Annotated in this window: 31 protein-coding genes; 19 read left to right on the top strand and 12 right to left on the bottom strand. The window is 72.2% G+C overall.

The annotated features are described in order from the left end of the window. The gene (locus BN6_RS40855; RefSeq protein ID WP_015105752.1) at window positions 1-915 is read right to left on the bottom strand and encodes an ABC transporter ATP-binding protein; all 915 of its coding nucleotides are present in this window, start codon (window positions 913-915) and stop codon (window positions 1-3) included. A 210-nt stretch (window positions 916-1,125) separates the two neighbouring features. Here BN6_RS40855 and BN6_RS40850 point away from each other — a divergent pair, with 210 nt between their 5' ends. The 4 genes from BN6_RS40850 (at window position 1,126) to BN6_RS40835 (ending at window position 2,757) form a co-directional block, all read left to right on the top strand. Then, a complete protein-coding gene (locus tag BN6_RS40850) occupies window positions 1,126-1,560 on the top strand; it encodes a PPOX class F420-dependent oxidoreductase (RefSeq protein WP_015105751.1) in 435 nt (144 codons plus the stop codon). A 39-nt stretch (window positions 1,561-1,599) separates the two neighbouring features. Beyond that, a complete protein-coding gene (locus BN6_RS40845) occupies window positions 1,600-1,788 on the top strand; it encodes a hypothetical protein (RefSeq protein WP_015105750.1) in 189 nt (62 codons plus the stop codon). Between the two features lie 94 nt (window positions 1,789-1,882). Beyond that, entirely contained in the window at window positions 1,883-2,401 is a 519-nt protein-coding gene (locus BN6_RS40840; RefSeq protein ID WP_015105749.1) for a sigma-70 family RNA polymerase sigma factor, read from the top strand. Further along, on the top strand, window positions 2,389-2,757 hold the full coding sequence (locus BN6_RS40835) for a hypothetical protein (RefSeq protein ID WP_015105748.1): 369 nt from the start codon (window positions 2,389-2,391) through the stop codon (window positions 2,755-2,757). The genes BN6_RS40840 and BN6_RS40835 overlap by 13 nt, the downstream gene beginning before the upstream one ends. 15 nt (window positions 2,758-2,772) lie before the next feature. Here the strand turns inward: BN6_RS40835 and BN6_RS40830 are convergent, their stop codons facing one another. From BN6_RS40830 to BN6_RS40820, 3 genes are read right to left on the bottom strand one after another with little or no spacing between them, the layout of a single operon-like run. Then, on the bottom strand, window positions 2,773-3,423 hold the full coding sequence (locus tag BN6_RS40830; protein WP_015105747.1) for a response regulator: 651 nt from the start codon (window positions 3,421-3,423) through the stop codon (window positions 2,773-2,775). After that, a complete protein-coding gene (locus BN6_RS42825) occupies window positions 3,420-4,562 on the bottom strand; it encodes a sensor histidine kinase (RefSeq protein ID WP_015105746.1) in 1,143 nt (380 codons plus the stop codon). Before BN6_RS42825 ends, BN6_RS40830 begins: the two co-directional genes overlap by 4 nt. Window position 4,563: 1 nt before the next feature. Beyond that, window positions 4,564-5,403 carry a hypothetical protein gene (locus BN6_RS40820; RefSeq protein WP_041315724.1) on the bottom strand — a complete coding sequence of 280 codons (840 nt, stop codon included), beginning with the start codon at window positions 5,401-5,403 and terminating at the stop codon, window positions 4,564-4,566. A 159-nt stretch (window positions 5,404-5,562) separates the two neighbouring features. Here BN6_RS40820 and BN6_RS40815 point away from each other — a divergent pair, with 159 nt between their 5' ends. After that, complete coding sequence (locus BN6_RS40815; protein WP_015105744.1) at window positions 5,563-7,017, top strand: multicopper oxidase family protein; 1,455 nt, start codon at window positions 5,563-5,565, stop codon at window positions 7,015-7,017. A gap of 87 nt (window positions 7,018-7,104) precedes the next feature. On the opposite strand, the gene BN6_RS40810 is transcribed toward BN6_RS40815, so the two are convergent. Continuing rightward, a complete protein-coding gene (locus BN6_RS40810) occupies window positions 7,105-7,902 on the bottom strand; it encodes an HAD family hydrolase (protein ID WP_041315723.1) in 798 nt (265 codons plus the stop codon). 57 nt (window positions 7,903-7,959) lie between these two features. Here BN6_RS40810 and BN6_RS40805 point away from each other — a divergent pair, with 57 nt between their 5' ends. Further along, the gene (locus BN6_RS40805; protein WP_015105742.1) at window positions 7,960-8,532 is read left to right on the top strand and encodes a TetR/AcrR family transcriptional regulator; all 573 of its coding nucleotides are present in this window, start codon (window positions 7,960-7,962) and stop codon (window positions 8,530-8,532) included. Continuing rightward, window positions 8,533-9,441 (top strand): SDR family oxidoreductase, encoded by a 909-nt coding sequence (locus BN6_RS40800; protein ID WP_015105741.1) that lies wholly within the window; start codon window positions 8,533-8,535, stop codon window positions 9,439-9,441. Between the two features lie 28 nt (window positions 9,442-9,469). On the opposite strand, the gene BN6_RS40795 is transcribed toward BN6_RS40800, so the two are convergent. From BN6_RS40795 to BN6_RS40785, 3 genes are all read right to left on the bottom strand, one after another. Further along, entirely contained in the window at window positions 9,470-10,126 is a 657-nt protein-coding gene (locus BN6_RS40795; RefSeq protein WP_015105740.1) for a response regulator, read from the bottom strand. A 10-nt stretch (window positions 10,127-10,136) separates the two neighbouring features. Then, on the bottom strand, window positions 10,137-11,297 hold the full coding sequence (locus BN6_RS40790; RefSeq protein WP_084672982.1) for a sensor histidine kinase: 1,161 nt from the start codon (window positions 11,295-11,297) through the stop codon (window positions 10,137-10,139). Between the two features lie 102 nt (window positions 11,298-11,399). Continuing rightward, the gene (locus BN6_RS40785) at window positions 11,400-11,858 is read right to left on the bottom strand and encodes a hypothetical protein (protein ID WP_015105738.1); all 459 of its coding nucleotides are present in this window, start codon (window positions 11,856-11,858) and stop codon (window positions 11,400-11,402) included. 85 nt (window positions 11,859-11,943) lie between these two features. Here BN6_RS40785 and BN6_RS40780 point away from each other — a divergent pair, with 85 nt between their 5' ends. From BN6_RS40780 to BN6_RS40760, 5 genes are all read left to right on the top strand, one after another. Next, window positions 11,944-13,461: a dynamin family protein gene (locus BN6_RS40780; RefSeq protein ID WP_015105737.1), complete on the top strand. Its 1,518-nt coding sequence runs from the start codon at window positions 11,944-11,946 to the stop codon at window positions 13,459-13,461. Next, a complete protein-coding gene (gene grpE / locus BN6_RS40775; protein WP_015105736.1) occupies window positions 13,458-13,826 on the top strand; it encodes a nucleotide exchange factor GrpE in 369 nt (122 codons plus the stop codon). Before BN6_RS40780 ends, grpE begins: the two co-directional genes overlap by 4 nt. Next, a complete protein-coding gene (locus tag BN6_RS40770; protein ID WP_015105735.1) occupies window positions 13,823-15,640 on the top strand; it encodes a dynamin family protein in 1,818 nt (605 codons plus the stop codon). Before grpE ends, BN6_RS40770 begins: the two co-directional genes overlap by 4 nt. Window positions 15,641-15,767: 127 nt before the next feature. After that, on the top strand, window positions 15,768-16,475 hold the full coding sequence (locus BN6_RS40765) for a hypothetical protein (RefSeq protein ID WP_015105734.1): 708 nt from the start codon (window positions 15,768-15,770) through the stop codon (window positions 16,473-16,475). After that, complete coding sequence (locus BN6_RS40760) at window positions 16,457-16,918, top strand: hypothetical protein (protein WP_015105733.1); 462 nt, start codon at window positions 16,457-16,459, stop codon at window positions 16,916-16,918. The genes BN6_RS40765 and BN6_RS40760 overlap by 19 nt, the downstream gene beginning before the upstream one ends. 264 nt (window positions 16,919-17,182) lie before the next feature. Here BN6_RS40760 and BN6_RS43120 read toward each other — a convergent pair whose 3' ends face one another. Genes BN6_RS43120 through BN6_RS40755 form a run of 3 tightly spaced genes read right to left on the bottom strand, consistent with a single transcriptional unit; the run spans window position 17,183 to window position 18,414 of the window. Continuing rightward, a complete protein-coding gene (locus BN6_RS43120; protein WP_015105732.1) occupies window positions 17,183-17,359 on the bottom strand; it encodes a DUF397 domain-containing protein in 177 nt (58 codons plus the stop codon). An 18-nt stretch (window positions 17,360-17,377) separates the two neighbouring features. Continuing rightward, on the bottom strand, window positions 17,378-17,548 hold the full coding sequence (locus BN6_RS43115; RefSeq protein WP_063641860.1) for a DUF397 domain-containing protein: 171 nt from the start codon (window positions 17,546-17,548) through the stop codon (window positions 17,378-17,380). Window positions 17,549-17,559: 11 nt separating this feature from the next. Further along, window positions 17,560-18,414: a helix-turn-helix domain-containing protein gene (locus BN6_RS40755; protein ID WP_015105730.1), complete on the bottom strand. Its 855-nt coding sequence runs from the start codon at window positions 18,412-18,414 to the stop codon at window positions 17,560-17,562. 109 nt (window positions 18,415-18,523) lie between these two features. Here BN6_RS40755 and BN6_RS40750 point away from each other — a divergent pair, with 109 nt between their 5' ends. From BN6_RS40750 to BN6_RS40720, 7 genes are all read left to right on the top strand, one after another. Continuing rightward, window positions 18,524-18,745, top strand: a complete 222-nt coding sequence (locus BN6_RS40750) for a hypothetical protein (RefSeq protein ID WP_015105729.1) — start codon at window positions 18,524-18,526, stop codon at window positions 18,743-18,745. A 61-nt stretch (window positions 18,746-18,806) separates the two neighbouring features. Beyond that, window positions 18,807-19,688, top strand: a complete 882-nt coding sequence (locus tag BN6_RS42820; RefSeq protein ID WP_148303191.1) for a hypothetical protein — start codon at window positions 18,807-18,809, stop codon at window positions 19,686-19,688. 2 nt (window positions 19,689-19,690) lie between these two features. Next, window positions 19,691-20,605: a hypothetical protein gene (locus tag BN6_RS40740; RefSeq protein ID WP_015105727.1), complete on the top strand. Its 915-nt coding sequence runs from the start codon at window positions 19,691-19,693 to the stop codon at window positions 20,603-20,605. After that, the gene (locus BN6_RS40735) at window positions 20,605-21,402 is read left to right on the top strand and encodes a hypothetical protein (RefSeq protein WP_015105726.1); all 798 of its coding nucleotides are present in this window, start codon (window positions 20,605-20,607) and stop codon (window positions 21,400-21,402) included. The genes BN6_RS40740 and BN6_RS40735 overlap by 1 nt, the downstream gene beginning before the upstream one ends. Further along, window positions 21,399-21,785 (top strand): GntR family transcriptional regulator, encoded by a 387-nt coding sequence (locus tag BN6_RS40730; RefSeq protein WP_015105725.1) that lies wholly within the window; start codon window positions 21,399-21,401, stop codon window positions 21,783-21,785. Before BN6_RS40735 ends, BN6_RS40730 begins: the two co-directional genes overlap by 4 nt. Window positions 21,786-22,156: 371 nt before the next feature. Then, window positions 22,157-23,968 (top strand): phosphoenolpyruvate carboxykinase (GTP), encoded by a 1,812-nt coding sequence (locus BN6_RS40725; RefSeq protein ID WP_015105724.1) that lies wholly within the window; start codon window positions 22,157-22,159, stop codon window positions 23,966-23,968. A 110-nt stretch (window positions 23,969-24,078) separates the two neighbouring features. Then, window positions 24,079-24,546, top strand: a complete 468-nt coding sequence (locus tag BN6_RS40720; RefSeq protein ID WP_041315715.1) for a hypothetical protein — start codon at window positions 24,079-24,081, stop codon at window positions 24,544-24,546. 88 nt (window positions 24,547-24,634) lie between these two features. Here the strand turns inward: BN6_RS40720 and BN6_RS40715 are convergent, their stop codons facing one another. Next, complete coding sequence (locus BN6_RS40715) at window positions 24,635-25,471, bottom strand: septum formation family protein (protein WP_148303190.1); 837 nt, start codon at window positions 25,469-25,471, stop codon at window positions 24,635-24,637. Between the last annotated feature and the right edge of the window lie 3 nt (window positions 25,472-25,474).

Here is a 25,474-nt window from a genome sequence, read left to right as displayed (position 1 = left end):
TCACTTTCCCGTCTCGACCGCGTGGTACTCGACCGAATCACCGGTGAGCTGCATGAAGGCCTCTTCCAGCGAACCGCGATGGGGGCTCAGCTCGTGCAGCACCACGCCGGCGGACGCCGCGATGTCACCGATCTGGTCACTGGAGGCACCCGACACGGTCAACGACGTGTCGGCGTCCTCGCGGACCGTGAAGCCCTTGTCCACCAGCAGCGCGCCGAGCTTGTCGGCGTGCGGGCTGCGCACCTTGACGGTGTTCTCGGTGGACCGCTCCACGAACTCCTCGGTGGAGGACTGCGAGATGAGCTTGCCCCGCCCGATGACCACCAGGTCGGTGGCGGTCAGGGCCATCTCGGAGAGCAGGTGGCTGGACACCAGGACGGTGCGCCCCTCGGCGGCCAGGCCCTGCATGAACTGGCGGATCCAGAGGATGCCCTCGGGGTCCAGGCCGTTGACCGGCTCGTCGAACAGCAGCACCTTCGGGTCGCCCAGCAGGGCCCCGGCGATGCCCAGCCGCTGCGACATGCCCAGCGAGAAGCCACCGGCGCGGCGCTTGGCCACCTTGGACAGGCCGACCAGGTCCAGCACCTCGTCCACCCGGCGGGTGGGCAGCCCGTTGGACTTGGCCAGCCACTGGAGGTGGGCGCGCGCGGAGCGGTTGGGGTGCACCCACTTGGCGTCCAGCAGCGCGCCGACGGTGCGCAGCGGGCGGTCCAGCTTGGCGTACGGCGTCCCGTCGATCAGGACCTTGCCGGACGTCGGGCGGTCCAGCCCGAGGATCATCCGCATGGTGGTGGACTTGCCCGCGCCGTTCGGGCCCAGGAAGCCGGTGACCCGACCCGGCGCGATGGTGAACGACAAGTTGTCCACCGCCACCGTGTTCCCGTAGCGCTTGGTGAGGCCGACAGCCTCGATCATGGTTTCTCCCCTGGACGGCACATCCCCGATCTCGGGTGAACTCTGCCCGGTCCCCGGGGTTGACACATCGGTCTGTAGTTGACACGTCGGTGCGACTTCAGTCTTACCGTCCGCACTACCTCGGTTGTAGTAATCCGTGCTCACCCTGAGTGCCACCCAGGGGTGTTGCCCGATGGTTCTCAGGGTTGGCGATGGTCCTACGGTGGCTCCATGGGTTACACCGACGCCCCGAGCGGCTGGTGGCGCGAGTTCGTCTCGGCCACCCCGGCCCGAACCGGCAAGCTCGCCGTCGTCCGGAAGGACGGCTCACCGCACGTGTCGCCCGTCTGGGTCGACCTGGACGGCAGCACCATCGTGTTCACCACCCACCTGGAGTCCGTGAAGGGCCGGGCCATCGTCCGCGACGGCCGGATCTCGCTGTGCCTGGACGACGAGACACCCCCGTTCGCCTTCGTCACGATCACCGGTCGTGCGGAGATCGTGGACGATCCCGAGCAGGTCCGCTACTGGACCGGCCGGATCGGCGGGCGCTACATGGGCGCCGAGCGGGCCAACGAGTACGCCGAGCGCAACGGCGGCCCCGGCGAGGTCGTCGTCCGGATCCGGGACGCGAAGATCGTCGCGAAGGTCGACGTGGCCGAGTAGCCGTTGCACGTTCCCCCGCGCCCGGCGCACTTACCCGTCATGGCGAAGGAGAAGTCCCCGGAGCGCACACCGCCCGCACCGGACGTCGGCGCGGCGGTGCTCGTCGTGAACACCGTCGTCGCCGGCCTCGGCGGGCTGTACGTGACAACCGGGTCGGTGGCGGTCACGCTGGTGGCCGCCGGGTCGTCCGCGGTGCTCAGCGCCGCCGTGCTGTGGCGGCGGCGATGACGGCGCTCGTGGCGGCGGTCGTGATGGCGTTCGTGATCAGGGCGGGTGTGATCACGGTGGGTGTGATCACGGTGGGTGTGCTGCGGAGGGGGACGTGACCGATGAGGCGTTCGACGAGTTCTTCCGGGCCGACTTCGCCCGGCTCATCGCCTTCCTGGTCAAGCTCGGGTACCGGCCCGAGGACGCGGAGGACGCCGCCGGCGAGGCGATGGCCGGGCTCTGCGCCGCCTGGGACCGAGTCGAGCACCCAGCGGCGTGGGTGCGGCTGGTAGCCAAGCGGCAGGCGCTCCGGTTCGCCCGGCGCGACGTCCAGCGGGCCGTGCGCGAGGTGCTCGCCCGCCGCGCCGACGGCCCGGTGGACGACCAGGGGCCCGAGGTCGAGGACGTGCTGTGGCTGGCCGAGGTCCTCGCGGACCTGAGACCGCGAGAACGGGACGTGGTGGTCATGTCGATGGAGGGCTTCACCTCCGCCGAGATCGCGGTGCACCTCGCCGTCACGCCGGCGACCGTGCGGTCGCACCTGCGCCGCGCCCGCGAGCGGTTGCGGGCTCATCCCGGGTTGGCCGGGCTGGTCACGGGCGTCGGAAGGGGGGATTCGCGGTGGAAGGCGTAGACGGTCGACTGAGCCGGGCCGACCAGGCGCTGACCGAGTCCGTGGCGGCCTCCGTCGACGTCGAGCGGGCACTCGCCGCGGTGAAGCGCCGGGTCGTCCCGCTCGGGGCGAACGGCCGCCTCGGCCCCGAGCCGGGCCCGGGAACCGTCCGGGGCGCGGGTGCGGTGGTGAGTGGCAGGGTGCTCAACCCCTTGGCCTTGGCGTGCGGCGGGGAGCCGGCCGCAGCGGCGACGAACGACTACGCCGTGGCCGCAGCGGCGACGGACGACTTCGCCGCGTACTTGGAGCCGGACGTCGACTCCTGCTTCGACTTCGACTTCGACTGCGCGGCCGCGCCGCCGGTCATCGGGGAGTAGGCGTCGGGTGGTGGGTCAGCCCGGCCGGACCAGGCCGTGCCGGTAGGCCAGGGCGACGAGCTGGGCGCGGTCGCGGGCGCCCAGCTTCGCCAGGGCGCGGCTGACGTGGGTCTTGGTGGTGGCCGGGCTGATCACCAGCTCGCGGGTGATCTCGTCGTTGCCCAACCCCTGCGCGACCAGCGCCACCACCTCCCGCTCCCGGGCCGTGAGCTGCGCGAACACGTCGTGGTCCACGGCCGCGCGGGTGGTCGTCCGGGCGATCAGCCGCCGGGTCAGGCCGGGGCTGAGCAGCTCCTCGCCGCCCGCGACCACCCGGATGCCGTGCAGCAGCTGGCCCGGGTCGGTGTTCTTGAGCAGGAAGCCGCTCGCGCCCGCCGCCAGGCCCTCGATCACGTAGTCGTCCTCGTCGAACGTGGTCAGGATCAGGATCCGCACGCCGCCCAGCTCGGGGTCGGCCGCGATCCGCCGGATCGCCTCCAGCCCGTCCACGCCCGGCATCTGCACGTCCATCAGCACCACGTCCGGCCGCAGCTCGCGGGCCAGCGCCGCGGCCGTGCCGCCGTCGCCCGCCTCGCCCACCACGGTCATGTCCGGCTCACTGTCCACCAGCACCCGGAAGCCGCCGCGGACCAGCGCCTGGTCGTCGGCGACGAGCACCCTGATCACGTGGTGACCTCCTCGATCGGCAGCACGCACCGCACCTCGAAACCGCCCGGCACCGGACCCGCGTCCAGCGTGCCGCCCAACGACTCGGCCCGCGCCCGCATCCCCTCAATGCCGTGCCCGGCGACCGGCGCCGACCCGCCGGCACCGTCCCCGGTGCCGGTGCCGTTGTCGCGGACGATGATCTCCAGCGCGTCCGCCCGGTAGACCAGCTCCAGCCGGACCCGGCTCGCCCGCGCGTGCCGCCGCACGTTGGTCAGCGACTCCTGCACGACCCGGAACGCCGCCAGGTCGACGGCGACCGGCACCGGACGGGTGCCGACCGCGGAGTGCTCGACCGCGACGCCGGCCACGTCGAGCAGCTTGTCCAGGTGTGCCAACCCGCCGGACGCGGTGAGCGCGCGCAGGTTCGGCGACCGCATCACGCCCAGCAGCACGCGCACCTCCGCCAGCCCGTCGTCGCTGATCCGCTTGATCGCGTTCAACGCCTCCACCACCTGCTCGGGCTTGCGCCGCATCACGTGCACGGCCACGCCCGCCTGCACGCTGATCGCGGCCATGGTGTGCCCGAACACGTCGTGCAGCTCGCGGGCGACCTCCAGCCGTTCCTCGGCGGCCTGCGCCTTGGCCTGCTCGGACCTGGCCTGCGCGATCTGCTCCGCCCGGTCCCGCGCGCCGGCGGCGAACGCCCGGTGCGAGAACACCGCCACGCCGAGCGCGGTCGCGGCGGCCTCCAGCGGGATGGCGTTGAGCACCTGGTCGCCGAACCACGTCCCGCCGAGCGTGAACCGGACGGTCACCACGGTGGCCAGCGCCGTAGCCACCCCGCCGACCACGCCCGCCTTCCAGCCCCGGTGCGCGGCGAGCGTGTAGCAGGCGACGAGCGCGCCGACGGTGATCGTGCGGCCGTGGAAGTCGAGCGCGTACCAGGTGATGACGATCGCGTTGACCAGCGCCAACGTCACCACGGGGGCCTGTCGGCGGACGGTGAGGACGACCCCGAGGGCGACCGCGAGGGCCACCGCGCCCCAGCCCGAGGACCCGTCCGGGCCGGGCGGGCCGACCTCCAGCAGGTTGAGCGCCAGCACGAGCACGGCCAGACCACCGCCCAGCGCGACGTCGGCGAGCGGTACCCGTGACACGTCAGTCCTCCACCGTGACCAGCGCGCGCATGCCGCCCGCTGCGAACATCTTGCCCGTTCGCACGTCGGTGACCCACGTGACCAGCGCGTACCGACCGGCGGGCAGGCCGTGGGCGAGCACCGCGGACCGCCCCTGCGACAGCGGAACGACGCCGGTCGGGCCGCCGGTGAACGGCGCGGGGGCGCGGTGGGCGAAGAACGCGTCGAGGTCGGTGAGCGTCGCGCCGGGTCGGACGGGCATCAGCATCGCCTCGTTGGCCTGCGGCGACAGGTTCACGAACCGCACCGGGCCGCGCAGGACGCCCGGCGTCAGGTAGCGCCCGTCCAGCGCCACGACGGTCGACTCCGCGCGGACGTCGGTGCTCGCGCGCCCCGGCGCGACCCGCACCGGGCGGACCCGCGAGGCCAGGTCGGGCTTCCCGACGTCGCGGAAGTCCACCAGGTAGTACGAGCCGGGCGCGACCGGCAGCGTGGCCGACGCCGGCACGTGCGCGACGGCGACGCCGCCGAGCATCTCGACGTCGCGCGCCACGGCCTGCCCGCCCCCGACCGGATCCGCGCCCATGGCCCGTTCCAGATCACCGAGGTACTGCTCCAGGGTGACCCCCGGCCGTGGCCGCACGAGCCCGAGCCACGCGCCGTCCGGGTCGGTGGACGACACCCGGAACGTCACCACGCCCGCCGTGAGCCGGTCCGGTGCGGTGAACCCGGCCGGCGAGACCGCGATGTCGACCATGTTCACCGACGCGCCCTCAGTGGCCGACGCGGCTTCAGCGGTGGCGGTGGGTGGGAGCAGGGCGGTGCAGGTGAGCAGGGCGGCGGTGAGGAGCAGTGGCTTCATGGCGGCGACTCTCGTCGCCGGGTGCCCCTCACCGCGTCGGCCCGGTGCGGACACCTCGGGCGTACCGCGTGGGTATGACGCTACCGCCGGGGTCGTACTCCGCCGGTTACCGTCCCGGGCCGATGCGGCGACCCGGTCCTGATCAGCAGAGTCGTCGCCATGAGACGACGCGGTTTCTTCGCCTTGACGGGCCTGGTGGGACTGGCGCTGGCGGGCTGCGGCGGCGCGAACGGCAACCGGGGCAGTCTCGGGTTCGCCAACCGGCTGCGCATCCCGCCCGTGCTGGACCCGCGACCCGGGGCCGACGGCGTCAAGCGGTTCCCGTTGCTGATGCGCCCCGGGCAGGCCGAGTTCCTGCCCGGCAGGCCGGCGCGGACGTGGGGGATCAACGGCGACTACCTCGGGCCGACGCTGCGGGTGCGGCGCGGTGACAAGGTGGCGATGGCGGTGACGAACCTGCTGCCCGAGGCGAGCACGCTGCACTGGCACGGGATGCGGCTGCCGGCGGCGATGGACGGCGGGCCGCACCAGCTGATCGCGTCCGGCGGCACGTGGAACCCGGCGTGGACGGTCGACCAGCCCGCCGCGACGACCTGGTACCACCCGCACCCGCACGGCGAGACGTCCGAGCACGTGTACCGCGGGCTGGCCGGGATGTTCATCGTCGACGACGAGCACTCGGCGGAACTGCCGCACACCTACGGCGTGGACGACGTGCCGCTGATCGTGCAGGACAAGGTGTTCGACGAGGACGGCCAGTTGGAGGAGGCGTTCGCCGGGACGTTCGGGCTGCTGGGCGACCAGGTCCTGGTCAACGGCACGCACGACCCGTTCTTCGAGGTGACCACGACCCGCGTCCGGTTCCGCATCCTCAACGGCTCCAACGCGCACGTCTTCACCGTCGGTTTCGCCGACGACCGCCGGTTCCAGGTGATCGCCTCCGACGCGGGGCTGCTCCGCGCCCCCGCCACGGTCGACCGGGTGCGGATCAGTCCGGGCGAGCGGTTCGAGGTCGTGGTGGAGTTCCGGCCCGGCGAGCAGGTCGTGCTGCGCGGGTTCGCCGGCGACAGCGCGGTGGAGAAGGGCGACTACGACCTGCTGAAGTTCGTTGCGGCCCAACAGTTGGCGGCCTCACCGGAGCTGCCCCGCACGCTCGCCGGCCGGTCCCCGGTGGAGCCCGGCGAGCGGGTGCGGAAGTTCCGGCTCGGCGGTTCGAACATCAACGGCAACGAGATGGACCTGGCGCGCATCGACGAGGTGGTGGCGGCTGGGGCGCGCGAGGTGTGGGAGCTGGACAACATCACCTACGAGCACAACTTCCACATCCACGAGGTGGCGTTCCGGGTGCTGACCGTCGACGGCGAGGAACCGCCGGAACACCTGCGCGGCCCGAAGGACACGGTGTTCGTGCCGGGCGGCGCGAAGGTGCGGCTGGCCGTCGAGTTCGGCCCGCACACCGACCCGAAGGTGCCGTACATGTACCACTGCCACATCCTCAAGCACGAGGACAAGGGCATGATGGGCCAGTTCGTCATCGTCCCGCCGGGCACCGAGGACCAGACCCCGCGCACCCTCCAGCTCACTGGCGAGGGCCACCACCACCACGGCGGCTGACGCCCGGCCGGCAAGGCTCACCCACGGCTGACAGAGTTTCGGGGGCGACGGTGATTTCGCGCTGTCGCAGGGCTTTCCGGCGCCAGGCTAGGCGAACCAGCGGTCGAGTTCGGTGGCCGCGCCGTCTTCCAGCACGGTTGCCGTGACGGCGTTCGCGGCCTCCTGCACGGTCGCCGGGGCCTGGCCCATCGCGACGCCGCGCGCGGCCCACCCGAGCATCTCCACGTCGTTGTGGCCGTCGCCGAGGGCGAGGGTGTCCTCTTCGGACACGCCGAGCCGCACCCGCAGGTCTTCCAGCGCCGATCCCTTGGTCACGCCCGCCGGCGACACGGTCACCCACGGCTCGGTGTTGTCGACCCACCAGGTGACGCCGGGCAGCTCGACGTCGAGCATCCGCAGCGCCACCTCGTCCGGCGTGTGGTCGATCCAGCGCATGACCAGCCGCGAGGTGGGGTCGGCGGTGAGTTCGGCGGCGGAGACCTCGCGCACCTCGCCCCACAGGTCGCCGTCCGGGAAGCGGCCCAGGGACAGGTTGCCGACGCCGGTCAGCTCGGTGGCGAACACCGCGCCGGGGAACAGGTCGCGCAGCGCGTCGACGGTGGGGCCGGCGTCGAAGCCGAGCTTGCGGACCACCTCGCGCGAGTTCGTGTCCCACCAGACCGCGCCGTTGGAGCAGATCGCGGTGGTGTCGCGCAGGGTCAGGTCGTCGGCGATCGGGCGGGTGCCGATCAGGCTGCGGCCGGTGGCGAGGACCACGTGCGCGCCCGCGTCGACCGCGCGGTGGATGGCGGCGCGCACGGCGGGCGCGACCTCCTCCTTGCCGACCGGGGTGATGGTGCCGTCGATGTCCAGGGCGACGAGGCGCGGTCTCCAGCTCACTGGCATCACCCTAATGGACGACATTAGTGAATCGTGGTTCAATAACTGTGCTTTACTGATGGGGTGGCACGACCGAAGACCATCACCGACGAGCGCCTGCTGAGCGCGACCGCCGCGGTGATCGGGCGCAGGGGGCCGGGGTTCACCGTCGCCGACGTGGCCGCCGAGGCAGGCGTCTCGGTGGGCACGGTGGCGCAGCGGTTCGGCTCGAAGAGCGGGCTGCTCCAGGCGCTGACCAGGCAGACGACCGCGGACGTCGAGCGGCGGATGCTGGCCGCCGCCGAGGGCGCGGACCCGCTGACGGGGCTGCGCGCGGGGCTGCTGACCTGGTTCGAGGGCATGACGGACCCGGTCGAGGCGGGCAACCACCTGGCGCAGCTCGGGATCGACCTGGTCGACCCGGAGCTGCGGGCGCTGCTCGCCGAGCTGTACGCGGTGACCGAGCGGACCGTGCTCGTGCTCACCCGGGCGGTGGACCTGCCCAACGGGCCACCGCCCGAGCGTGCGGCACGGGTGCTCACCGGGTTGCTCTTCGGGGTGTCGATGGACTGGTCCGTCCGGCCGCGCGGCGCGCTGGCGGACCGGTTGGCGCAGGACGTGGACGCGGTGTTGGCCGCGTGGCGGAAGGGGAGCTGAATGTCGTTGCGGGGCAAGGTGGCCGCGGTCACGGGGGCGACGCGGGGCGCGGGGCGGGCCATCGCGGTGGAATTGGGCGCGGCGGGTGCGACGGTCTTCGTCGGCGGCCGCTCGACGCGGGCGGCCAAGTCGCCGATCGGGCGGGACGAGACGATCGAGGAGACCGCCGAACTGGTCGACGCGGCGGGTGGTCGGGGCATCGCGGTGCGGTGCGACTTCACCGTCGCGCAGGACGTCGACGCGTTCCGGGCGCGGATCGAGGCCGAGGGGGACGGCCGGCTCGACGTCCTGGTCGACGACGTGTGGGGCGGCGAGGCGGACACCGACTTCAAGCCGTTCTGGGAGCAGGACCTGGACGCGCAGCTGCGCATGTGGCGCAACAGCGTGGAGGCGCACCTGGTCACCCTGCACCGGTTGATCCCGCTGCTGACCGCGCGGCCGGGCGGCCTGCTGGTCGAGGTGACCGACGGCGACAGCGACGAGTACTACTCGGGGATGCTGGCCTACGACTCGGTCAAGGTCGCGATCCGGCGGTTCGGGGTGGTGCTGGCGCAGGACATCGGCAAGTTCGGGACGACGTCGGTCGCGGTCACGCCGGGGTTCCTGCGCTCGGAGCAGATGCTGGACCACTTCGGCGTGACCGAGGAGAACTGGCGGGACGCGATCGCGCAGTCGCCGCACTACGCGATGTCCGAGACGCCCCGGTACGTCGGGCGCGGGATCGCCGCGCTCGCGGCGGACCCGGACCGGGCGCGGCACGCCGGCAAGGCGCTGGCGTCGTGGACCCTGATGCGCGAGTACGGCTTCACCGACGTCGACGGGTCGCGGCCGGACTGGGGCCGGTGGTACGAGGAGGTCGTGAAGCCGGACCTCGACCTCGCGACCGTCGACGCCGAGAAGTACCGCTGACGACCCGCGTCCTGCTCCGGCCCGGCGGTCAGACGTCGCCGGGTCGGACCAGGCCGGTCTCGTAGGCCAGCACGACGGCCTGCACCCGGTCGCGCAGTTCCAGCTTCGCCAGGATCCGGCCGACGTGCGTCTTCACCGTCGCCTCGGACAGGAACAGCTTGCGCGCGATCTCGGTGTTCGACAGCCCCTTGGCGATCAGCACCAGGACCTCGCGCTCCCGCTCGGTCAGCGCCTCCAGCACCGAGGCGTCGCGCAACTCGCCGCCGCTCTCCCCGAGGAACCGGCTGAGCAGGCGCTTGGTCACCGAGGGCGAGACCACCGCGTCCCCGGAGGCCACCGCGCGCAGCGCCGAGACCAGGTCGCCCGGCGGCGTGTCCTTGAGCAGGAAGCCCGACGCCCCGTTGCGCAACGCCGACAGCGCGTACTCGTCCATGTCGAACGTCGTCATGACCAGCACCTTCGCCGTGCCCGCCTCGGCGATCCGCTTGGTCGCCTCGACCCCGTCGAGCACCGGCATCCGCACGTCCATCAGCACCACGTCCGGGCGCAGCGACGCGGCCAGGTGCACGGCGTCGAGCCCGTCACCGGCCTCGCCGACGACGTCGATGTCCTCCTGGGCGCCGAGCACCATCCGGAAACCCATTCGCATGAGTTCCTGGTCGTCCACCAGCAGTACTCGGATCACGTTCCCCACCCTATGACGGCACCAGTGGCAACACCGCGCGCACCCGCCACCCGCCGCCGGGGTTCGGCCCGGCCTCCAGCGTGCCGCCGAGCACGCCGGCCCGCTCGCGCATCCCGATCAACCCGTTCCCACCCGACACCGCGACGATGTCGTGCGGCGTCCCGAACCCGTCATCGGCGACCTCCAGCTCCACCTGATCACCCTCCTGGGCGACCCGGACCACGGCCGTCGCGCCGGAGCCCGCGTGCTTGAGCGTGTTGGTCAGCGCCTCCTGCACGATCCGGTAGATCCCCAGCCCGAGCCCGGTGGGCAGGGCCGCGAGGTCGCCGGTCGTCTCCAGCCGCACCGGCAGGCCGGACGTGCGCAGGCTCTCGGTCAGCTCGGCGAGGTCGCCCGCGCCCGGCTGCGGCGCCCACTGGGTGCCCGACTGGTCCTCCGACCGCAGCACGCCGAGCAGCCGGCGCAGTTCGGTCAGCGCCTGCCGCCCGGTGTCGGCGATGGTCCGCATCGCCGCCTCGGCCAGGTCGGGGTTCGTCTTGATCGCGTACCCGGCCCCGTCGGCCTGCACGACCATCACCGACACCGCGTGCGCGACCACGTCGTGCAGCTCGCGCGCGATCCGCGACCGCTCCTCGCCCACCGCGATGCGGGCCTGCTGGTCGCGTTCGGTCTCCAGCATCTTGAGCCGTTTTTCCAGCTCCAGGTTGTACGCCCGGCGCGCGCCGACGAACTCGCCCAGCGCCCAGCTGAACCCGAAGACGACCGCGATCATGAACACCAGGAACGCGGCTTCGAGGGCCTCCCCGACCCGCCACGTCGCCCAGACGAACGTGCCGGCGGCCAGCCAGACCGCGTAGACCAGGGCCGGCTTGCGCCCGACGAACGCGACCATCGTGTAGAGCGCGAACGCCAGCGCGAAGTCGGCCGGTCGCACCGCCAGGCCGTCGGCGTGGCCGCCGTGGGTGAGCAGCTGGAGGATGCCGCCGGCCAGGATCGTGTAGCTGCTGCCCTTGGGGTACTTGCGCCGGAAGGCCACCGGGACGAGCAGGAGCAGGCCGACGAGCAGCAGCGCCGGCACGGGCACGGCGCCGGCGGCGGTCATCGCGCCCAGGTCGAACAACGCGAGGAACCCGGCGATCAGGGAATCCCCGAACACCGGGTGAGCTCGCATCCAGAGGCTCAGCCGACGCACGTGACCAGGGTAGGCAGCGCCTCGTCCGGTTCGCGTCGCGCCACGGGCTGACCTCGCCTAATCCTCCAGGCGGATGACGTCCTAGCGGGTCGTCTTGATCTGCAGCGGATCGGTTTCGGCGGGCTTGACCGGCTGCACCCGCGGCGACTGCGACGGCACCTTGTGCTCCTGCTCGTACTGCTGGTGGTCGCGGGCCATCTCGTCGGCCATCTGCTGCTGGATCTGCCGGTCGCGGATGCGGCCGAGGATCATCATGGTGACGCCGTGCACCAGTGCCAGCAGGAGCAGCACGATGCCGAGCTTCACCACGACGTTCTTCGCCGGGTCGCCGGTGTCGACGTTGATGATGGAGACCAGCGCAAGCAGCCCGAGCACCACGAGGTGGAACAGCACGGTGGCGAGCGCGGTCATCGACTTGGCGGCCTCGGGGTCGCCGTACGCGCGGCGCATGTACGCCCGCCCGCTGCGGTAGATGAGCTGGCCGTCGATCAGCACCAGCACCACGCCGAGCAGCAGGAACACCGCGTAATCCTGTCCCATGACGTGACCTCCCTCTCGGCTCGACGAATACCCCCGGTGCCCGGTTCACAAACCGCACCTCACCCGGTCGTGGCACGATCTGCGCGTGACCGCCCAGGCGCAGCAGCTCGCCGGCCCACTGTCGGCCGCCGTGGCGAACCTGTGCGCGGGGCTGCGGCCCCAGGTGTCGCCGAACACCGCCGCCGGGTTCCGCGAGGTGCTTCGCCGGCTCTCCGCGCCGCTCCAGGTCGCCGTCGCGGGGCGCATCAAGTCCGGCAAGTCGACGCTGGTCAACGCCCTGATCGGGCGTCGGGTCGCGCCCACCGACGTGGGCGAGTGCACCCGGCTGGTGACCCGGTTCCAGTACGGCACGGTGGACCGCATCGAGGTGGTGTTCACCGACGGCCGCAAGCAGGTGCTCCCGTTCGACGCGAACGGCGCCATCCCGGCCGACCTCGGCGTGGACGTCGGGGCCGTCTCGCACATCGAGGCGTACCTGACCAACGCCGTGCTGCGGGACCTGACCGTGATCGACACGCCCGGCCTGGGCTCGCTGGACGCCGCGTCGGTCGCCCGCACCGAGGCGCTGCTGGGCGGCGAGCTGGACCCGGTGTCGCGCAACGCGGTGGCCGGCGCGGAGGCCGTGCTCTACGTGGTCACGCAGGGCGTGCGCAACGACGACCACCAGGCGCTGGCCGCGTTCACCGCCGCCACCGCCGGCCGCGAGGCGGGCCCGGTGAACGCGATCGCCGTGCTCAACAAGGCCGACACCATCGCCGCCGAGACGGTCGAGGGCTCGGACGGCGACACGTGGAAGGCCGCCGTGCTGCTCGCCGAGCGGCAGGCGCACACGCTCAAGCCCCGGGTCGCGGACGTGATCCCGGTGATCGGCCTGGTCGCCGAGTCGGCCGAGACCGGCGGGTTCACCTCCGCGGACGCCGACGCGCTGCGCAAGCTCGCCGAGCTGGACGACGCGACCCGCGAGACGATGCTGATCTCCGCCGACCTGTTCGTGACGTGGGAGTGCGACGTGCCGGTGGGCGTGCGCACCCGGCTGCTGGAGAAGCTCGACCTGTACGGGATCCGCTGCGCGCTGACCGCCTTGGACGCGGAGCCCGCGATCACGGCGGGCGCGCTGCGCCGCAGGCTGCTCGACTCGTCCGGCCTGGACGGCGTGCGCGGCAAGCTCAACGCCGTGTTCCGCTCGCGCGCCGACGGCATCAAGGCCGCCGCCGCGCTGGCGTCGATCACCGCGCTGGCCGGCGCGTCCGGCGACCCGAACGAGCGGCAGCGCGTGCACGACGCCATCGAGGTGCTGCTGGCCAAGCCCGAGGCGCACCAGTTGCGCCTGCTGGAGGCGTTGACGCTGGTCGCGTCCGGTGCGGTGGCGATGCCGGCGGACCTGGCCGAGGAGGTGCTGCGGTTCGGCACCTCGCCGGACGTGGCCGAGCAGCTCGGGCTGCGCGGCCGGCCGCACCCGGAGCTGGTCGCCCACGCCCTGGAACGGGCGGGCTGGTGGCGGTCGTTCGCGTCGTTCGGCGCGACGCCCGCGCAGAGCCGGGTGGCGCACGTGGTGCACCGGGCGTACTTCCTGATCTGGCAACAACTGCGGGGGCGGCGATGACAGGCGGAACGGAATACCCGGCGGACGCGTCCGACCCCGACGTGGAGACGACCATCGCCGGCGAGCTGCTGGACCAGGCGCTGGCGGAGCGGCGCGCCCTGGTGCAGCTGTGCGTGTACGCGTTGGACCGCGCCCGCAGTTCGGGGGTGGTCGAGCGGCTGGAGGAGGGCCTGGCCGGGATCGGGGTGACCGCGCTGCGCCCGGACGGCGAGCGCTTCGACCCGTCGGTGCACGAGGCCGGCGGCACGGTGCCGACCGACGACACGGCGCTGGTCGGGGTCGTCGCGGAGACCGAGCTGGTCGGGTTCGTGGACCGGGGTCGGCCGCTGCGCGCGCCGATCGTGACCGTCTACACGACGCGATGAGCACCCTCCCGCAGACGGTCCGGCAGACCCGCGAGCGCCTCACCGCGCTGGTCCGCGGCATCGACCCGCGGGCGGCGGCGTTCGTGGAGACCAGGCCCGCCGGCGCGGCGTCGGTAGTGGTGGTCGGCGAGACGAACCGGGGCAAGAGCTCACTGGTCAACGCCCTGCTGGCGACGCCGGGCCTGTCGCCGGTGGACGCCGAGGTGGCGACCGCGACCTACCTGGTGTTCCGGCACGGCGCGCAGTGGTCGGCGCGGGCCTGCTACCCGGGTTCGATGTCGCCGGTGCCGTTCGACCGCGCGGAGCTGGTGAACTGGGTCTCGGCGGCGCACGAGCTGCCGGAGGGCATGCTGCCGCCCCGGTACGTGGAGGTGGAGGCGCCGATCCCGCTGCTCGAACGACTGTCCGTTGTGGACACCCCGGGGGTCGGCGGGCTGGAGTCGGTGCACGGCGAGCTGGCGGCCGAGGCGGCGGCGACGGCGACCGCGCTGCTGTTCGTGGTCGACGCGTCCGCGCCGTTCACCCGCGGCGAGCTGGAGTTCCTGCGCACGGTCGGGGAACGCGTCGAGACCGTGGTGTTCGCGCTGACCAAGGTGGACCAGTACCGGGGTTGGCGGACCGTGCTGGAGGCCGACCAGGCGCTGCTGGCCGAGCACGCGCCGAGGTTCGCCGGCGCGACCTTCCACCCGGTGTCGTCGCGGATGTTCGAGCTGGCGGCCAAGGCGCCCAACCCGGACGCGGCGGGGATGCTGCGCGAGCGGTCCGGGATCGGCGACCTGCAGGGGGCGTTGCAGGAGCTGGTGGTCGGCCGGGCGGCGATGCTCGGCGAGGCCAACGGCCTGCGCGCGCTGGCGACCGTGCTGGACGAGCTGGTCGCCCGGGGCGAGGCGGACAAGCGGGCGCTGTCCTCGGGCGAGGAGGAGGCCGAGACGCTGCGCGAGCGGCGCGACGAGCTGAACTCGCAGCGCCGGTCGTCCACCCGGAGCTGGCAGGTGCGGCTGCGCGGCGAGGTGCAGCGGGCGCGCGTCGAGGGCAGCCACGAGGTCAGCCGGCAGATGCGCGACGTGCAGACGTGGTTCCGGACGGCGATCGACACGGCGTCGCGCGAGCAGCTGGCCGGGCTGCCGCAGCAGGTGGACACCGCGCTTCAGATGGTGTCCGGGCGGATCAGCGGCGGTCTGGGCGTGCGGCTGTCCCGGGTCGCGGACTCGGCGCTGGCCGACCTGTTCTCGCCGGAGGAGCTGGCGGTGATCCGCGGCCAGTTCGCCCGGGGCGTCACGCCGCCGGTGGTGCTGCGCCCGCCGGAGAAGCGCGCGCCGACCGCCGAGGACAAGCTGCTGGTGTTCATGGGCGTGTCCGGCGGGCTGGGCGCGGGCCGGCTGGCCGCGATGCCGCTGGCCGGGCTGGGCGTCGCCGCGCTGAACCCGATCGTCCTGCCGGTGACCATCGTGCTGGGCCTGGGCGCGGGCTGGTGGATGGCCCGGACCAGGAAGCACTCCGCGGACAAGCAGCACCTCAAGCAGTGGCTGTCGGACGCCATCGCCGACGCCCGGTCCACCGTGGACCAGCTGGTGGCCGAGCAGCTGATCGAGGCCGAGCAGCAGTTGTCGCTGGCGCTGGACGACGCGCTGGGCAGGCGGGTCGACGCGATCGAGGCGGAGCTGCGCGAGGTCGACAAGGCGCTGCGGATGGAGGCCGGCGAGCGGGCCAAGGCGCTCGGGGCCGCCACCCGGCAGCTCGCCGAGCTGCGCGCGGGCCGGGTCAAGGTGGACGAGCTGCTGGGTCGGATCCGCGCCCTGCGCGACCGGGTCTGAGGCCCTTTACCGGTCAAGGGTTCGCGTGACCGGTCCCTGACAACGGGTGACGCGGGTTCCCCCGCGGAACCGAATCGGCATAACGTGAGTCGTACCGGTACTTGAGCGCAGGAGGGTGGGGTTCCGGGTGTACGTCGACGAGACAGGCGCGACCGACGGCGAGCTGAAGGTCACCGTCGAGGACGAGGAGTACACCGCCGAGGCGACCTACGACCTCAACGACGACGGTATCGACGAGAGCGCGGTGGTCGAGACCGACGACGGTGGGCACCTCGCGTTCAGCGACACCGACGGCGATGGCGACGCGGACCTGATGAGCACGTTCGACAAGGACGGCGACCTGGTCGGCCAGGCGCGGTTCGACGAGCGGTCCGGCGAGTGGGTCGCCGTCGACCCGGGTGACGACCACACCCAGCAGACCAACTCGAACGCCGGCCGGACGATCACGGTCGACGTCGAGGGCGGCCCGGACCAGAACGTCGGCCCGGCCACCGAGGACACCGACAACGACGGCCGCGCGGACACCGCCGTGGTGAAGGACGGCGAGGGCGACACCTGGCTGTTCACCGACTCCGACGGCGACGGCAAGGCCGACATCGCCACCGAGATCACCGCCGCCGGCGAGGTCACCATGTCCAAGCACACCGGCGACGACGAGTGGACCCAGGTCGAGCACGGCAAGATCGACTCGACCGGCAAGTACGTGCCGGACTCGACCAACGGCCTGGACAGCGACTCGGTGTGGACCGGCGGCGCGGGCGGCGGCGAGAAGGTGACCGTGTCCGGCGTCGTGCGCATCGACTCCGTGACAGGCCAGTGGATCAGCCCGAACTGATCCACCGGGCACGTGCGGACGTCCTGTCCGAGCACGGGTTCTTCCTGATCACGGCGGACGGAGGCCCGATCGGGGAACCCCTGCCGGAGTTCTTCGACCGCCCGCTGCCGCTGTGCGGCGCGGTGGTGGACACGGTCTTCCTGCTCAGCTGCCCGGGAACGCAGTACGTCGACTGCGTGGTGGAGTCCTGGTCCGGGCCGCCGCCGGAGTCCGGGAAGTACGAAGAGCAGGCGGACGTCGAGGCGGTGCTGAGCATGCCCACGTTCACGCTGCGGGGACCGTTCGACGACGAACTCCCGAACATCCCGCTGGCACGCCCCGGTCAACAGCACCTCCGCGTGCGGTGCACCGGACGTGCTGAGGCACGTCGTCGCTATGAAGCGAACCCGTTGGACGAGACCGACGGCGTGGAGCACTGGAAGATCCAGCTCTGGCCCCGGTAGCGGTGCACCGGGCCGGCCGGATGCGCCGGCGGCACACCCGGCCGGCCCAGTTCTCATAACGTCTCGTTCGCCGGCCCGATTGCCTCGATGTCGTTGATGATCACGGTCACCGTGCCGTCGGCGTTCTGGGTCACCGCGTAGGCCTGCGCGCTCACCATGCGGATGCGCGGCCACTGCTGCCGGCTGCTCCATCCACAGGGCTGTCCACACCTGTGGAGAACTCGAACAGATGTTCGACGCAGAGCTGGCTGGCTGTTCGCGTGGTTACCCGCGCAGGCCGCTCACAAACGCCCGCCAGGCACTCCCGGTGAACGAGAACCGGGGCCCGTCGACGTTCTTGGAGTCCCGCACCCGCACGACGTCGGTGATCCGCACCTCGACGCAGCCGTTGCTGCCGCCGGAGCTTCGGCTGCTCTTGAACCATCCGGTGTCGCGGGTCATCGGCTCTCCTTCGGCTGTCTAGCGCTTGACGAACGCCCGCCACGCGCGCGTTGCGAACCGGAAGTGCGGCCCGTCGGCGTTCTTGGAGTCCCGCACCAGCACGACGGCGTCGGTGAACCGCACTTCGACGCAGCCGTTGCTGCCGGCGGTGCTGCGGCTGCTCTTGAACCACCCGGTGTCGTGCTTCACGGCCTGACTCCTCACAACATGCCCACCAGCAGGGAACGGGTGTCGTCGGCGTTCAACGCCAATTCGTGTACCCGCTTGAAGATCCGACGCATCGGCTCGGTGTCCGCCGGCTGATGGTAATAGGTGTACGGGCCGTACAGGGTGGAGACGAACGCCACTGGCGTTCCGTCCACGAAGTCGAGCACTACAAGCCCACCACCGAGTGCTGGGTTGTCCGGTACCCCGTTCGGCACCACTCGCACGTCGAGCGCCGGGTGTTCCTCCATCATCTGGAGCAGGTGCAGCACCTGGCCTCGCATCACGGACGGCCCGCCGACGACGTGCTGCAGGGAGTCCTCGGTGAAGACCAGGTTGATCGCCTTGGCGGACGTGGACTCCAGCACCTTCCGCTGCTGCCCCAGGCGGAAGTCGATCCGTTGACCCGTCTCTTCCGCGGACGCCTCCCAGAAGATCGAATCCGCGCTGCCGAGGAGTGCGCGGATGTAGTTCGGTGACTGGAGCAGGCCCGGAAGTACGCCGCACTCGTACCAGTTGATCACTTCGGCGGCGGCTTGGAGTTCAGCGAGTCGTTGGAAGGGCTGAGGGAGCACATCGAGGTAGCCGCGTGGTTTGACCCGCTTCCGGCTCGCGGTGCCGAGGGCGAGGATGGTTCGACGCTCCTCGCCGCGCACGTCGTAGAAGTCGAGCAGCCTGATCAGCTCGTCTTCGGCGAGTGTTCCCTTGCCGTGCTCGACCTGGCTGATCCGGCCCGCGCTGCGGTTGATCGCCCTGCCGGCTTCGAGTTGTGACTTTCCGGCTTCGTCGCGGAGGCGGGCCAGGGCGAGTCCCAGTTGGCGACGTTCCACTGTCTGCTCTGCCATGCCCATGCCGCGATTCCTTCACTCGATCGATATATCTCGTCGAGCCTAACTTTAGGCTAACGTGAGGCTTGTACGCTGGGTGTTCGATCACATACAACCAGGTAGGGAGATCGTGATGGCCGACGAGGTGTCCGAGCGCCGTGAATGGCGGGTCCGCTGCACCACCGACCGGGGCGCGGCCGCCCGCTGCTCGATCGAGGCGTCCCGGGGCGTGGTCGAGGTCTTCGGGCCGGACGACCGGTTCGCGTTCGCCCTCGACCCCGACCTGGTCGCCGACTTCCGCGCGTCCCTGGACGCGGCGCTCGCCCGCGCCGAGGCGGACCTTCCCCTGGGGTGACCTCCCGTGCCATCCTTTGTAACAAGGGGTTGATACAAAGGGGGCGGGTGTAGTGGAGATCGTGCTCTTACACGGCTTGGTCGGCCTGGCAGTACTTCTCGTCCTGTGGCCCACGCGCGCCGGCGCCACCCGGTTCCTGCGCCGCTGGGGCGTGCCGGAGCCGACCCAGGAGCAGGAAACGGCCGCCATCCGCTACCTGCGCACCCGTCGGCTGCTCTACCCGCCGCTGTTCGTCCTGGTCCCCGCCGCCGCGACCGCGCTCGCCGGCCCGCTCCACCTCGCAAGCCCGACCTGGGGCCCGCCTTACGACTTCGCGGCCCTGATCGTCGCGCTGCTGCTGGCCGAAACCGTGGTGGCGCTGCGGCCGGTTCGCGGGGTGCGGGTCGCGGCGCTGACCCCGCGCCGGTGGCACGACCTGGTTCCCCGCTCGGCCGTGGTCCTCCTGCTCGCACTGTTCGGCACCGCTGTTGTCTTCGCCGTCGCGGACCTGACCGCGCGGCCGTGGGCGCAGCACGTCGCGACGACGGCCGAGGGCCTTTCCCCGTGGTACCGGGACGAGATGCTCCGCCCGTCCGGTGTCCTGGTGCTGCTGGGCGTGCTGCTCGGCGCGGTGGCGGTGTTCGGCGTGGTCGCGCTGGCGGTCCGGCGCGCGCCGATCGGCGATCCCGAGTCGGACGCGGCGCTGCGCACCCGGAGCGCGCGGGTCGTGGTCGGCATCGGGCTGGGGTGGGCGGGCGCGATGGCGTCCGCCGCCAACGCCCGGCTGTCGACCCTGTACGGCCTGCGCTTCGACTCCCCGGACACGGCTCCCGCCTGGTTCGCGGTCGTGCCGGCCACCGGTTGGCTCGGCATGATCGTGCTCATCGTCTCGCTGGGCGGCTGGATGTGGGTGGCGAACCCGGCCAAGCCCGCCGCCGCCCCCGCCGTCGCCGGCGCGGTCTGACCGTGGTGGAGACCGCGCTCGTCCACGGCCTGGTCGGCTCGGCCGTCCTGATCGCCCTGTGGCCACGGCGGCCCCGGGCCACCCGGTTCCTGCGCCGCTGGGGCGTCGCGGAACCGACCGTGCGGCAGGAAGAGGAGGCCATCCGCCACCTGCGCGCCCGGCTGCTGCTCTACCCGCCGCTGTTCTTCCTCACGTCGCTGGCGACGGCCGGCGTGTCCGACTCGCTCACCCTCCCGCCCCCGGCCGCCGGGCCGCTGCACAACCTGGCACCCGTGGCCGTCGCGCTCCTCGTCGCCGAAGCGGTCGCGGCGCTGCGGCCGGTGCGCGGGGTGCGGGTCGCGGCGTTGACCCCGCGCCGGTGGCACGACCTGGTCCCCCGGTGGGCGGTCGGCCTCCTGCTGCTGATCGCCGCCATCGCGGCGGTGCTGGCGGTCGCGGACCTGGTCGCCCGGCCGTGGGCGCACGAGGTCGCCCCACCCCCGTACCGGGACGAGATCCTGCGCCCGTCCGGAGTTCTGGTGCTGGTCGGCGTGGTGCTCGGCACGGCGGTGGTGCTCGGCGTGGTGCGGTTGGCGGTCCGGCGCGCGCCGATCGGCGATCCCGAGACCGACGGGGCGCTGCGCACCCGGAGCGCGCGGGTCGTGGTGGGGATCGGGATCTGGTGGGCGGCCTGGCTGGTGACCGTCGCCGGCAGTCGGCTCGCTGTCGTGCACGGCCTGCGTCAGCACGCCCCGGAGAGCGCGCCCGCCTGGCTGGAGGTCGTGCCGATGACGCAAGGGCTCGGCATCGCCATGGTGATCGCCTCGCTGGTGGGCTGGCTGTGGGTCGCCTTCCCGGCGAACCGCGTCCCGAACCGCGTCCCGAACCGCGTCCCGAAGGCCGTGGGCGCCGCAGGCTCGCGTCGGAAGGAGAGCTGATGCTGCTCGTGACGTACCTGGCCGCCGGCGCGGTGCTCCTGTTCGTGCTGTTGCCGACCGCGAAGGCCGGCCGCCGGTTCCTCGCCCGGTGGGGTGTGCCGGACGCCGACGAGGCGCAGTCCCGGCACGCTGCCCGCCACCTGCGCGAACGCCGCCTGCTCTACCCCGTGACGTTCCTCCTCGTGCCGACCGATTTCCTGGTGCTCGACGTCGCTCCGCACCTCGCGCCGATCGGTTACCTCCGCTACCTCCTGCCCGTCGTGGTGGCACTGGTGATCGCCGAAGCACTCGGCGCGCTGCGCGGTGTCCGAGGACCTCGGGCCGCCGCGCTGACGCGGCGCGGTTGGCGGGACCTGGTGCCCAAGTGGGCCGTGGTCGTGCTCTTGGCGCTCGCCGCGTCGGCTGTGCTGATGTCGTTGCTCGGCCTGCTCGCCTGGCGCACGCGCTCGGTCCACTCGGAGAGCGGTCTCGTGATCACCGCCGTGGCGGTGGGCCTGGCCGCGGTGTTCGGGGCGGTCCGGCTCGCGGTCCGCCGCCCGGTGGTGGCCGATCCGCTGGTCGACGCCGCCCTGCGGGCGCGCGGTGCGCGGATCGCCGTGGGGGCCGGCATGGCGTTGATGGCCTACCTGGTGTTCCTCGCGTTCACGTGGGCGGCGCACGCTGACGTGTGGGGGCCGATCCTCGTGGGCTCACAGCTCCTCGTCCTGCCGGCGATCCCGGTGGCGCTGGTCGGCTGGGTGCTGGTGGCCAGGCTTTCCGGCTCCGCCGCGTACGTCCGGGAGGTGCGGTCGGCGTGACCGGGTCGCTGTGGGTCGTGGTCGACCCGGACAACGGGGTGCCGCCGTGGCGGCAGGTCCGCGACCGGCTGGTGCACCTGATCCGCTCGGGCGCGCTGACGCCCGGCGCGGCCGTCCCGCCGATCCGCCAGCTGGCCCGTGACCTGGGGTTGTCGGCCGGCACCGTGGCCCGGGTCTACCGCGACCTGGAAGCCTCCGGCCTGCTGGTCACCGCCGGCCGCCGGGGCACGGTGGTCGCCGACCTGCCGCCGTCCGCCGACCCGCCCGCACCGCCGCCCGACCCGCTCGCCGAAGCCGCCGCCCGATTTGTCGCCGAAGTCCGTGCGCTCGGAGCGGGCCGGATCGCCGCGGTGGCGGCCGTCCACGCGGCCTGGCCGGACTGAGCACGACGCGGACTATTTCCGTGCAATTCTTGCGCGGCAAGGTGGGAGCGCTCTCACAGCGGTTCGGCCACGTCACGGGATCGCAACCTCGTCGTGTGGCGGCCGACGCACGGCTCAGCTCTTGCATTTTGGCAACTAAAGCGCAGGTCACAGCGGGGTTTGTGATGATCGGGTGCTGAATCGATTCCAGAATCGGTTTTGTGAGGGAGCCGACAGGACAGATGGGCGTTACCGAGGATTAACCCGGCTAACCTCCGTCTATCCCTTCACCGACACGCCCTCCACCGGGGCGGGCGGAGCCATTCGACGAGGACGTCCCACCCGGACAACGGCGTCCACCGTGGGCCGGCGCACCTAGGAGACGAGACGAGATGACGGCAGTGACCATTCCCGGTCTCGACCAGGCACCGACCAACCACGCGCGGCTGCTCTCCTGGGTGCGCGAGGTTGCCGAGCTCACCTGCCCCGACGAGGTGGTCTGGGCCGACGGCTCCCAGGACGAGTGGGACCGCCTCACGGCCAAACTCGTGGACGCCGGCACCTTCGTCCCGCTCAAGAAGAAGCCCAACTCGTTCTGGGCCGCCTCGGACCCCACCGACGTGGCGCGGGTGGAGGAGCGCACGTTCATCTGTTCCGTGGACGAGGCCGACTGCGGCCCCACGAACAACTGGATGGACCCCGCCGAGATGAAGGGGATCATGACCGAGCTGTACCGCGGCTCGATGCGCGGTCGCACGATGTACGTGATCCCGTTCTGCATGGGCCCGCTGGACGCCGAGAAGCCCATGCTGGGCGTGGAGATCACCGACTCCGAGTACGTCGTGGTCTCGATGCACATCATGACCCGGATGGGCGCGAAGGCGCTGGCCCGCTTCGGCGAGGACGGCGACTTCGTCAAGGCGCTGCACTCGATCGGCGCGCCGCTGGAGCCCGGCCAGGACGACGTGCCGTGGCCGTGCAACGACACCAAGTACATCACCCAGTTCCCCGAGGAGCGGACCATCTGGTCCTACGGCTCGGGCTACGGCGGCAACGCCCTGCTGGGCAAGAAGTGCTACTCGCTGCGCATCGCCTCGGTGATGGCGCGCGACGAGGGCTGGCTGGCCGAGCACATGCTCATCCTCAAGCTGACCTCGCCCGAGGCCAAGGTCTACTACATCGCGGCGGCGTTCCCCAGCGCGTGCGGCAAGACCAACCTCGCCATGCTGGAGCCGACCATCCCGGGCTGGAAGGTCGAGACCCTCGGCGACGACATCGCCTGGATGCGCTTCGGCAAGGACGGCCGGCTCTACGCGGTCAACCCGGAGAACGGCTTCTTCGGCGTCGCGCCCGGCACGGACTACCACACCAACCCCAACGCCATGCGCACCATCGAGAAGGGCAACTCGCTCTTCACGAACGTGGCGCTGACCGACGACGGCGACGTGTGGTGGGAGGGCATGGGCGAGCCGCCCGCGCACCTCACCTCGTGGAAGAAGCAGGACTGGACGCCGGACAGCGAGGAGCTGTCTTCGCACCCGAACTCGCGCTACTGCACGCCGATCGCCCAGTGCGACATCAAGGCCCCCGAGTGGGAGGACCCGAACGGCGTCCCGATCTCGGCGATCTTCTTCGGCGGCCGCCGGGCGACCACGATCCCGCTGATCACCGAGTCGCGCGACTGGCAGCACGGCGTGTTCATGGGCGCCACCCTGTCCAGCGAGACGACCGCCGCGGCCGTCGGCCAGGTCGGCGTCGTGCGCCGCGACCCGATGGCGATGCTGCCGTTCATCGGCTACCACGCCGGTGACTACTTCCAGCACTGGATCGACACCGGCAAGTCGGCCGACGCGGACAAGCTGCCCAAGATCTTCTACGTCAACTGGTTCCGCCGGGGCGAGGACAAGCGCTTCCTGTGGCCCGGGTTCGGCGAGAACTCGCGCGTGCTGAAGTGGGCCATCGAGCGCATCGAGGGCAAGGCCGCCGCGCGCGAGACCCCGATCGGCCACGTGCCGACCGCCGACGAGCTGGACCTCTCCGACCTCGACGCCCCCCGCGAGGACATCGCGGCGGCGCTGGACTTCGACGCCGACGAGTGGCGCGCCGAGATCCCGATGATCGAGGAGTGGTTCGCCAAGATCGGCGACAAGGTGCCGACCTCGCTGCGCGACGAGCTGGAGGCGCTCAAGCTCCGCCTCGGCTGAGCGCCGGCTAGTCGCGGATCGTCAGGGGGACCCGGTGGAGGAGACGTCCACCGGGTCTCTTTTTGATCACCCGCGGTGACTTCCGGGTGGTCCGCAGGTACCAAGGAGGAGTGAGCCAGCAGGACGACTTCCTCGGCGGCCTTCAGTTCGACGGGCACCGCGACGTGCAGGTCGGACCGCAGACCGGGATCGTGCGGTACTACCCGGTCGAGCCCCCGTCGGGACAGCCGCCCACCCGGCGCCCGTCGCCGTGGTGGCACGCGCTGGGCGTGCTGCTCGGTGCGGTGGGGGTCGTCGTGGCGGCGTTCGCGTGGGGCTACGGGCTCGACCAGTTCGACGAGGTCCGGCTGCGCGGGCTGGTGGCGCTGGGACTCGCGGGACTGGTGATGGGCCTGATGACCTCGGGACGGCTGTCCCCAGCCGCCCCGCTGACCGCCGGCGTGCTCGCGGTGAGTGCTTCGGTGGCTCGCGAACTGGGCTTCCTGCCGGTCTTGCCGGTGCTCAGGCCGGTGTTCGAGAGCGGGGTGCCGCTCGGGTTCGGCGTCCTGCTGCTCGTGCTCGCCCTCCGCCGCCGCTAGTTGTCCACAGGTTGTGGATGAAGCTGTGCACAGGCTGTGGACTTCACCGGTTCGTGGGTGGTGCTTCACCGTCCCGTCGCCCACGGGTTCACGCGGGCAGCGGGTTCGTGCCCAGCCCCCACAGCCGGCCGGTGAACGGGCGGGTCGCCTCGGCGTAGCAGACCACCGCGGTGAACCCCTCCGACCACGCCTGGCTGCCGAACGAGCGCCACGACGCGGCCACGTCCGACCGCTGTGCGCCGACGTACCCGGCGACCGCCGTGGCGCAGTGGTCCTTCGCCTTCTCGTCCACCTGCTCCCGGGACGGCGCGGGGTCGCCCGGCTCGCCCAGGTCCAGCACGCCCGGCACCGCCTCGGCCAGGTGCGGGCCGTCGCAGAGGGTGACCTTCGGGTCCGCGTCCTTGCTCGGCGAGCCCTGCGCGCAGAGCTGGACCTGACCGAACCCGGCACCCTTGAGCAGGTCCCGCAGCGCGCCGGTGCGCTTGCGGCGCTGCCCGTCCGGGCCCAGTTCGACCACCGAGCACAGCCGCCACCGGTGGCCCATCGCCCACCCGTCGCGGCTGGGCCACAGGACGTGCGCCTGGAGCCGGGTCGCGTCGTGGTCGGGGCTGCCCAGGTAGCCGGCGACCGCCTGGCGGCACCCGGCCACGCCCTGCCGGCGGAGATCGCGTTCACTCGGGTAGTCGGCGCCCATCCCGGTGAACTGGCCGATGTCGACCGTCTCGCCCTCGTGCGGCTTGGCGCAGTCCACGACGGCGAGCGCGCCGTCCGTGCACTGGCCGGCCCGGGGCAGGTCCGTCGCGGCCGGCGTCAGGGAGGGGCGGACCACCTCGCCGTCGGGGGACCCGGAGACCTGCGAGGTGCACGCGGTGGTCGAGGCGAGCGACAGCGCGAGCAGTCCGATCATCGCCCGCCTCAGCCGCACCTG

This window comes from Saccharothrix espanaensis DSM 44229 (assembly GCF_000328705.1).
GTDB lineage: Bacteria > Actinomycetota > Actinomycetes > Mycobacteriales > Pseudonocardiaceae > Actinosynnema > Actinosynnema espanaense.
Note: the sequence above shows the minus strand (reverse complement) of the source record. Positions and strands in the feature narration are given on the sequence as shown.

Coding starts and splice junctions, on each gene's coding strand:
- BN6_RS40855 (WP_015105752.1), bottom strand. CDS start 915: ATGATCGAGGCTGTCGGCCTCACCAAGCGCTACGGGAACACGGTGGCG.
- BN6_RS40850 (WP_015105751.1), top strand. CDS start 1,126: ATGGGTTACACCGACGCCCCGAGCGGCTGGTGGCGCGAGTTCGTCTCG.
- BN6_RS40845 (WP_015105750.1), top strand. CDS start 1,600: ATGGCGAAGGAGAAGTCCCCGGAGCGCACACCGCCCGCACCGGACGTC.
- BN6_RS40820 (WP_041315724.1), bottom strand. CDS start 5,403: ATGAAGCCACTGCTCCTCACCGCCGCCCTGCTCACCTGCACCGCCCTG.
- BN6_RS40815 (WP_015105744.1), top strand. CDS start 5,563: ATGAGACGACGCGGTTTCTTCGCCTTGACGGGCCTGGTGGGACTGGCG.
- BN6_RS40810 (WP_041315723.1), bottom strand. CDS start 7,902: ATGCCAGTGAGCTGGAGACCGCGCCTCGTCGCCCTGGACATCGACGGC.
- BN6_RS40800 (WP_015105741.1), top strand. CDS start 8,533: ATGTCGTTGCGGGGCAAGGTGGCCGCGGTCACGGGGGCGACGCGGGGC.
- BN6_RS40790 (WP_084672982.1), bottom strand. CDS start 11,297: ATGCGAGCTCACCCGGTGTTCGGGGATTCCCTGATCGCCGGGTTCCTC.
- BN6_RS40785 (WP_015105738.1), bottom strand. CDS start 11,858: ATGGGACAGGATTACGCGGTGTTCCTGCTGCTCGGCGTGGTGCTGGTG.
- grpE (WP_015105736.1), top strand. CDS start 13,458: ATGACAGGCGGAACGGAATACCCGGCGGACGCGTCCGACCCCGACGTG.
- BN6_RS40770 (WP_015105735.1), top strand. CDS start 13,823: ATGAGCACCCTCCCGCAGACGGTCCGGCAGACCCGCGAGCGCCTCACC.
- BN6_RS43120 (WP_015105732.1), bottom strand. CDS start 17,359: ATGACCCGCGACACCGGATGGTTCAAGAGCAGCCGAAGCTCCGGCGGC.
- BN6_RS40755 (WP_015105730.1), bottom strand. CDS start 18,414: ATGGGCATGGCAGAGCAGACAGTGGAACGTCGCCAACTGGGACTCGCC.
- BN6_RS40750 (WP_015105729.1), top strand. CDS start 18,524: ATGGCCGACGAGGTGTCCGAGCGCCGTGAATGGCGGGTCCGCTGCACC.
- BN6_RS40735 (WP_015105726.1), top strand. CDS start 20,605: ATGCTGCTCGTGACGTACCTGGCCGCCGGCGCGGTGCTCCTGTTCGTG.
- BN6_RS40725 (WP_015105724.1), top strand. CDS start 22,157: ATGACGGCAGTGACCATTCCCGGTCTCGACCAGGCACCGACCAACCAC.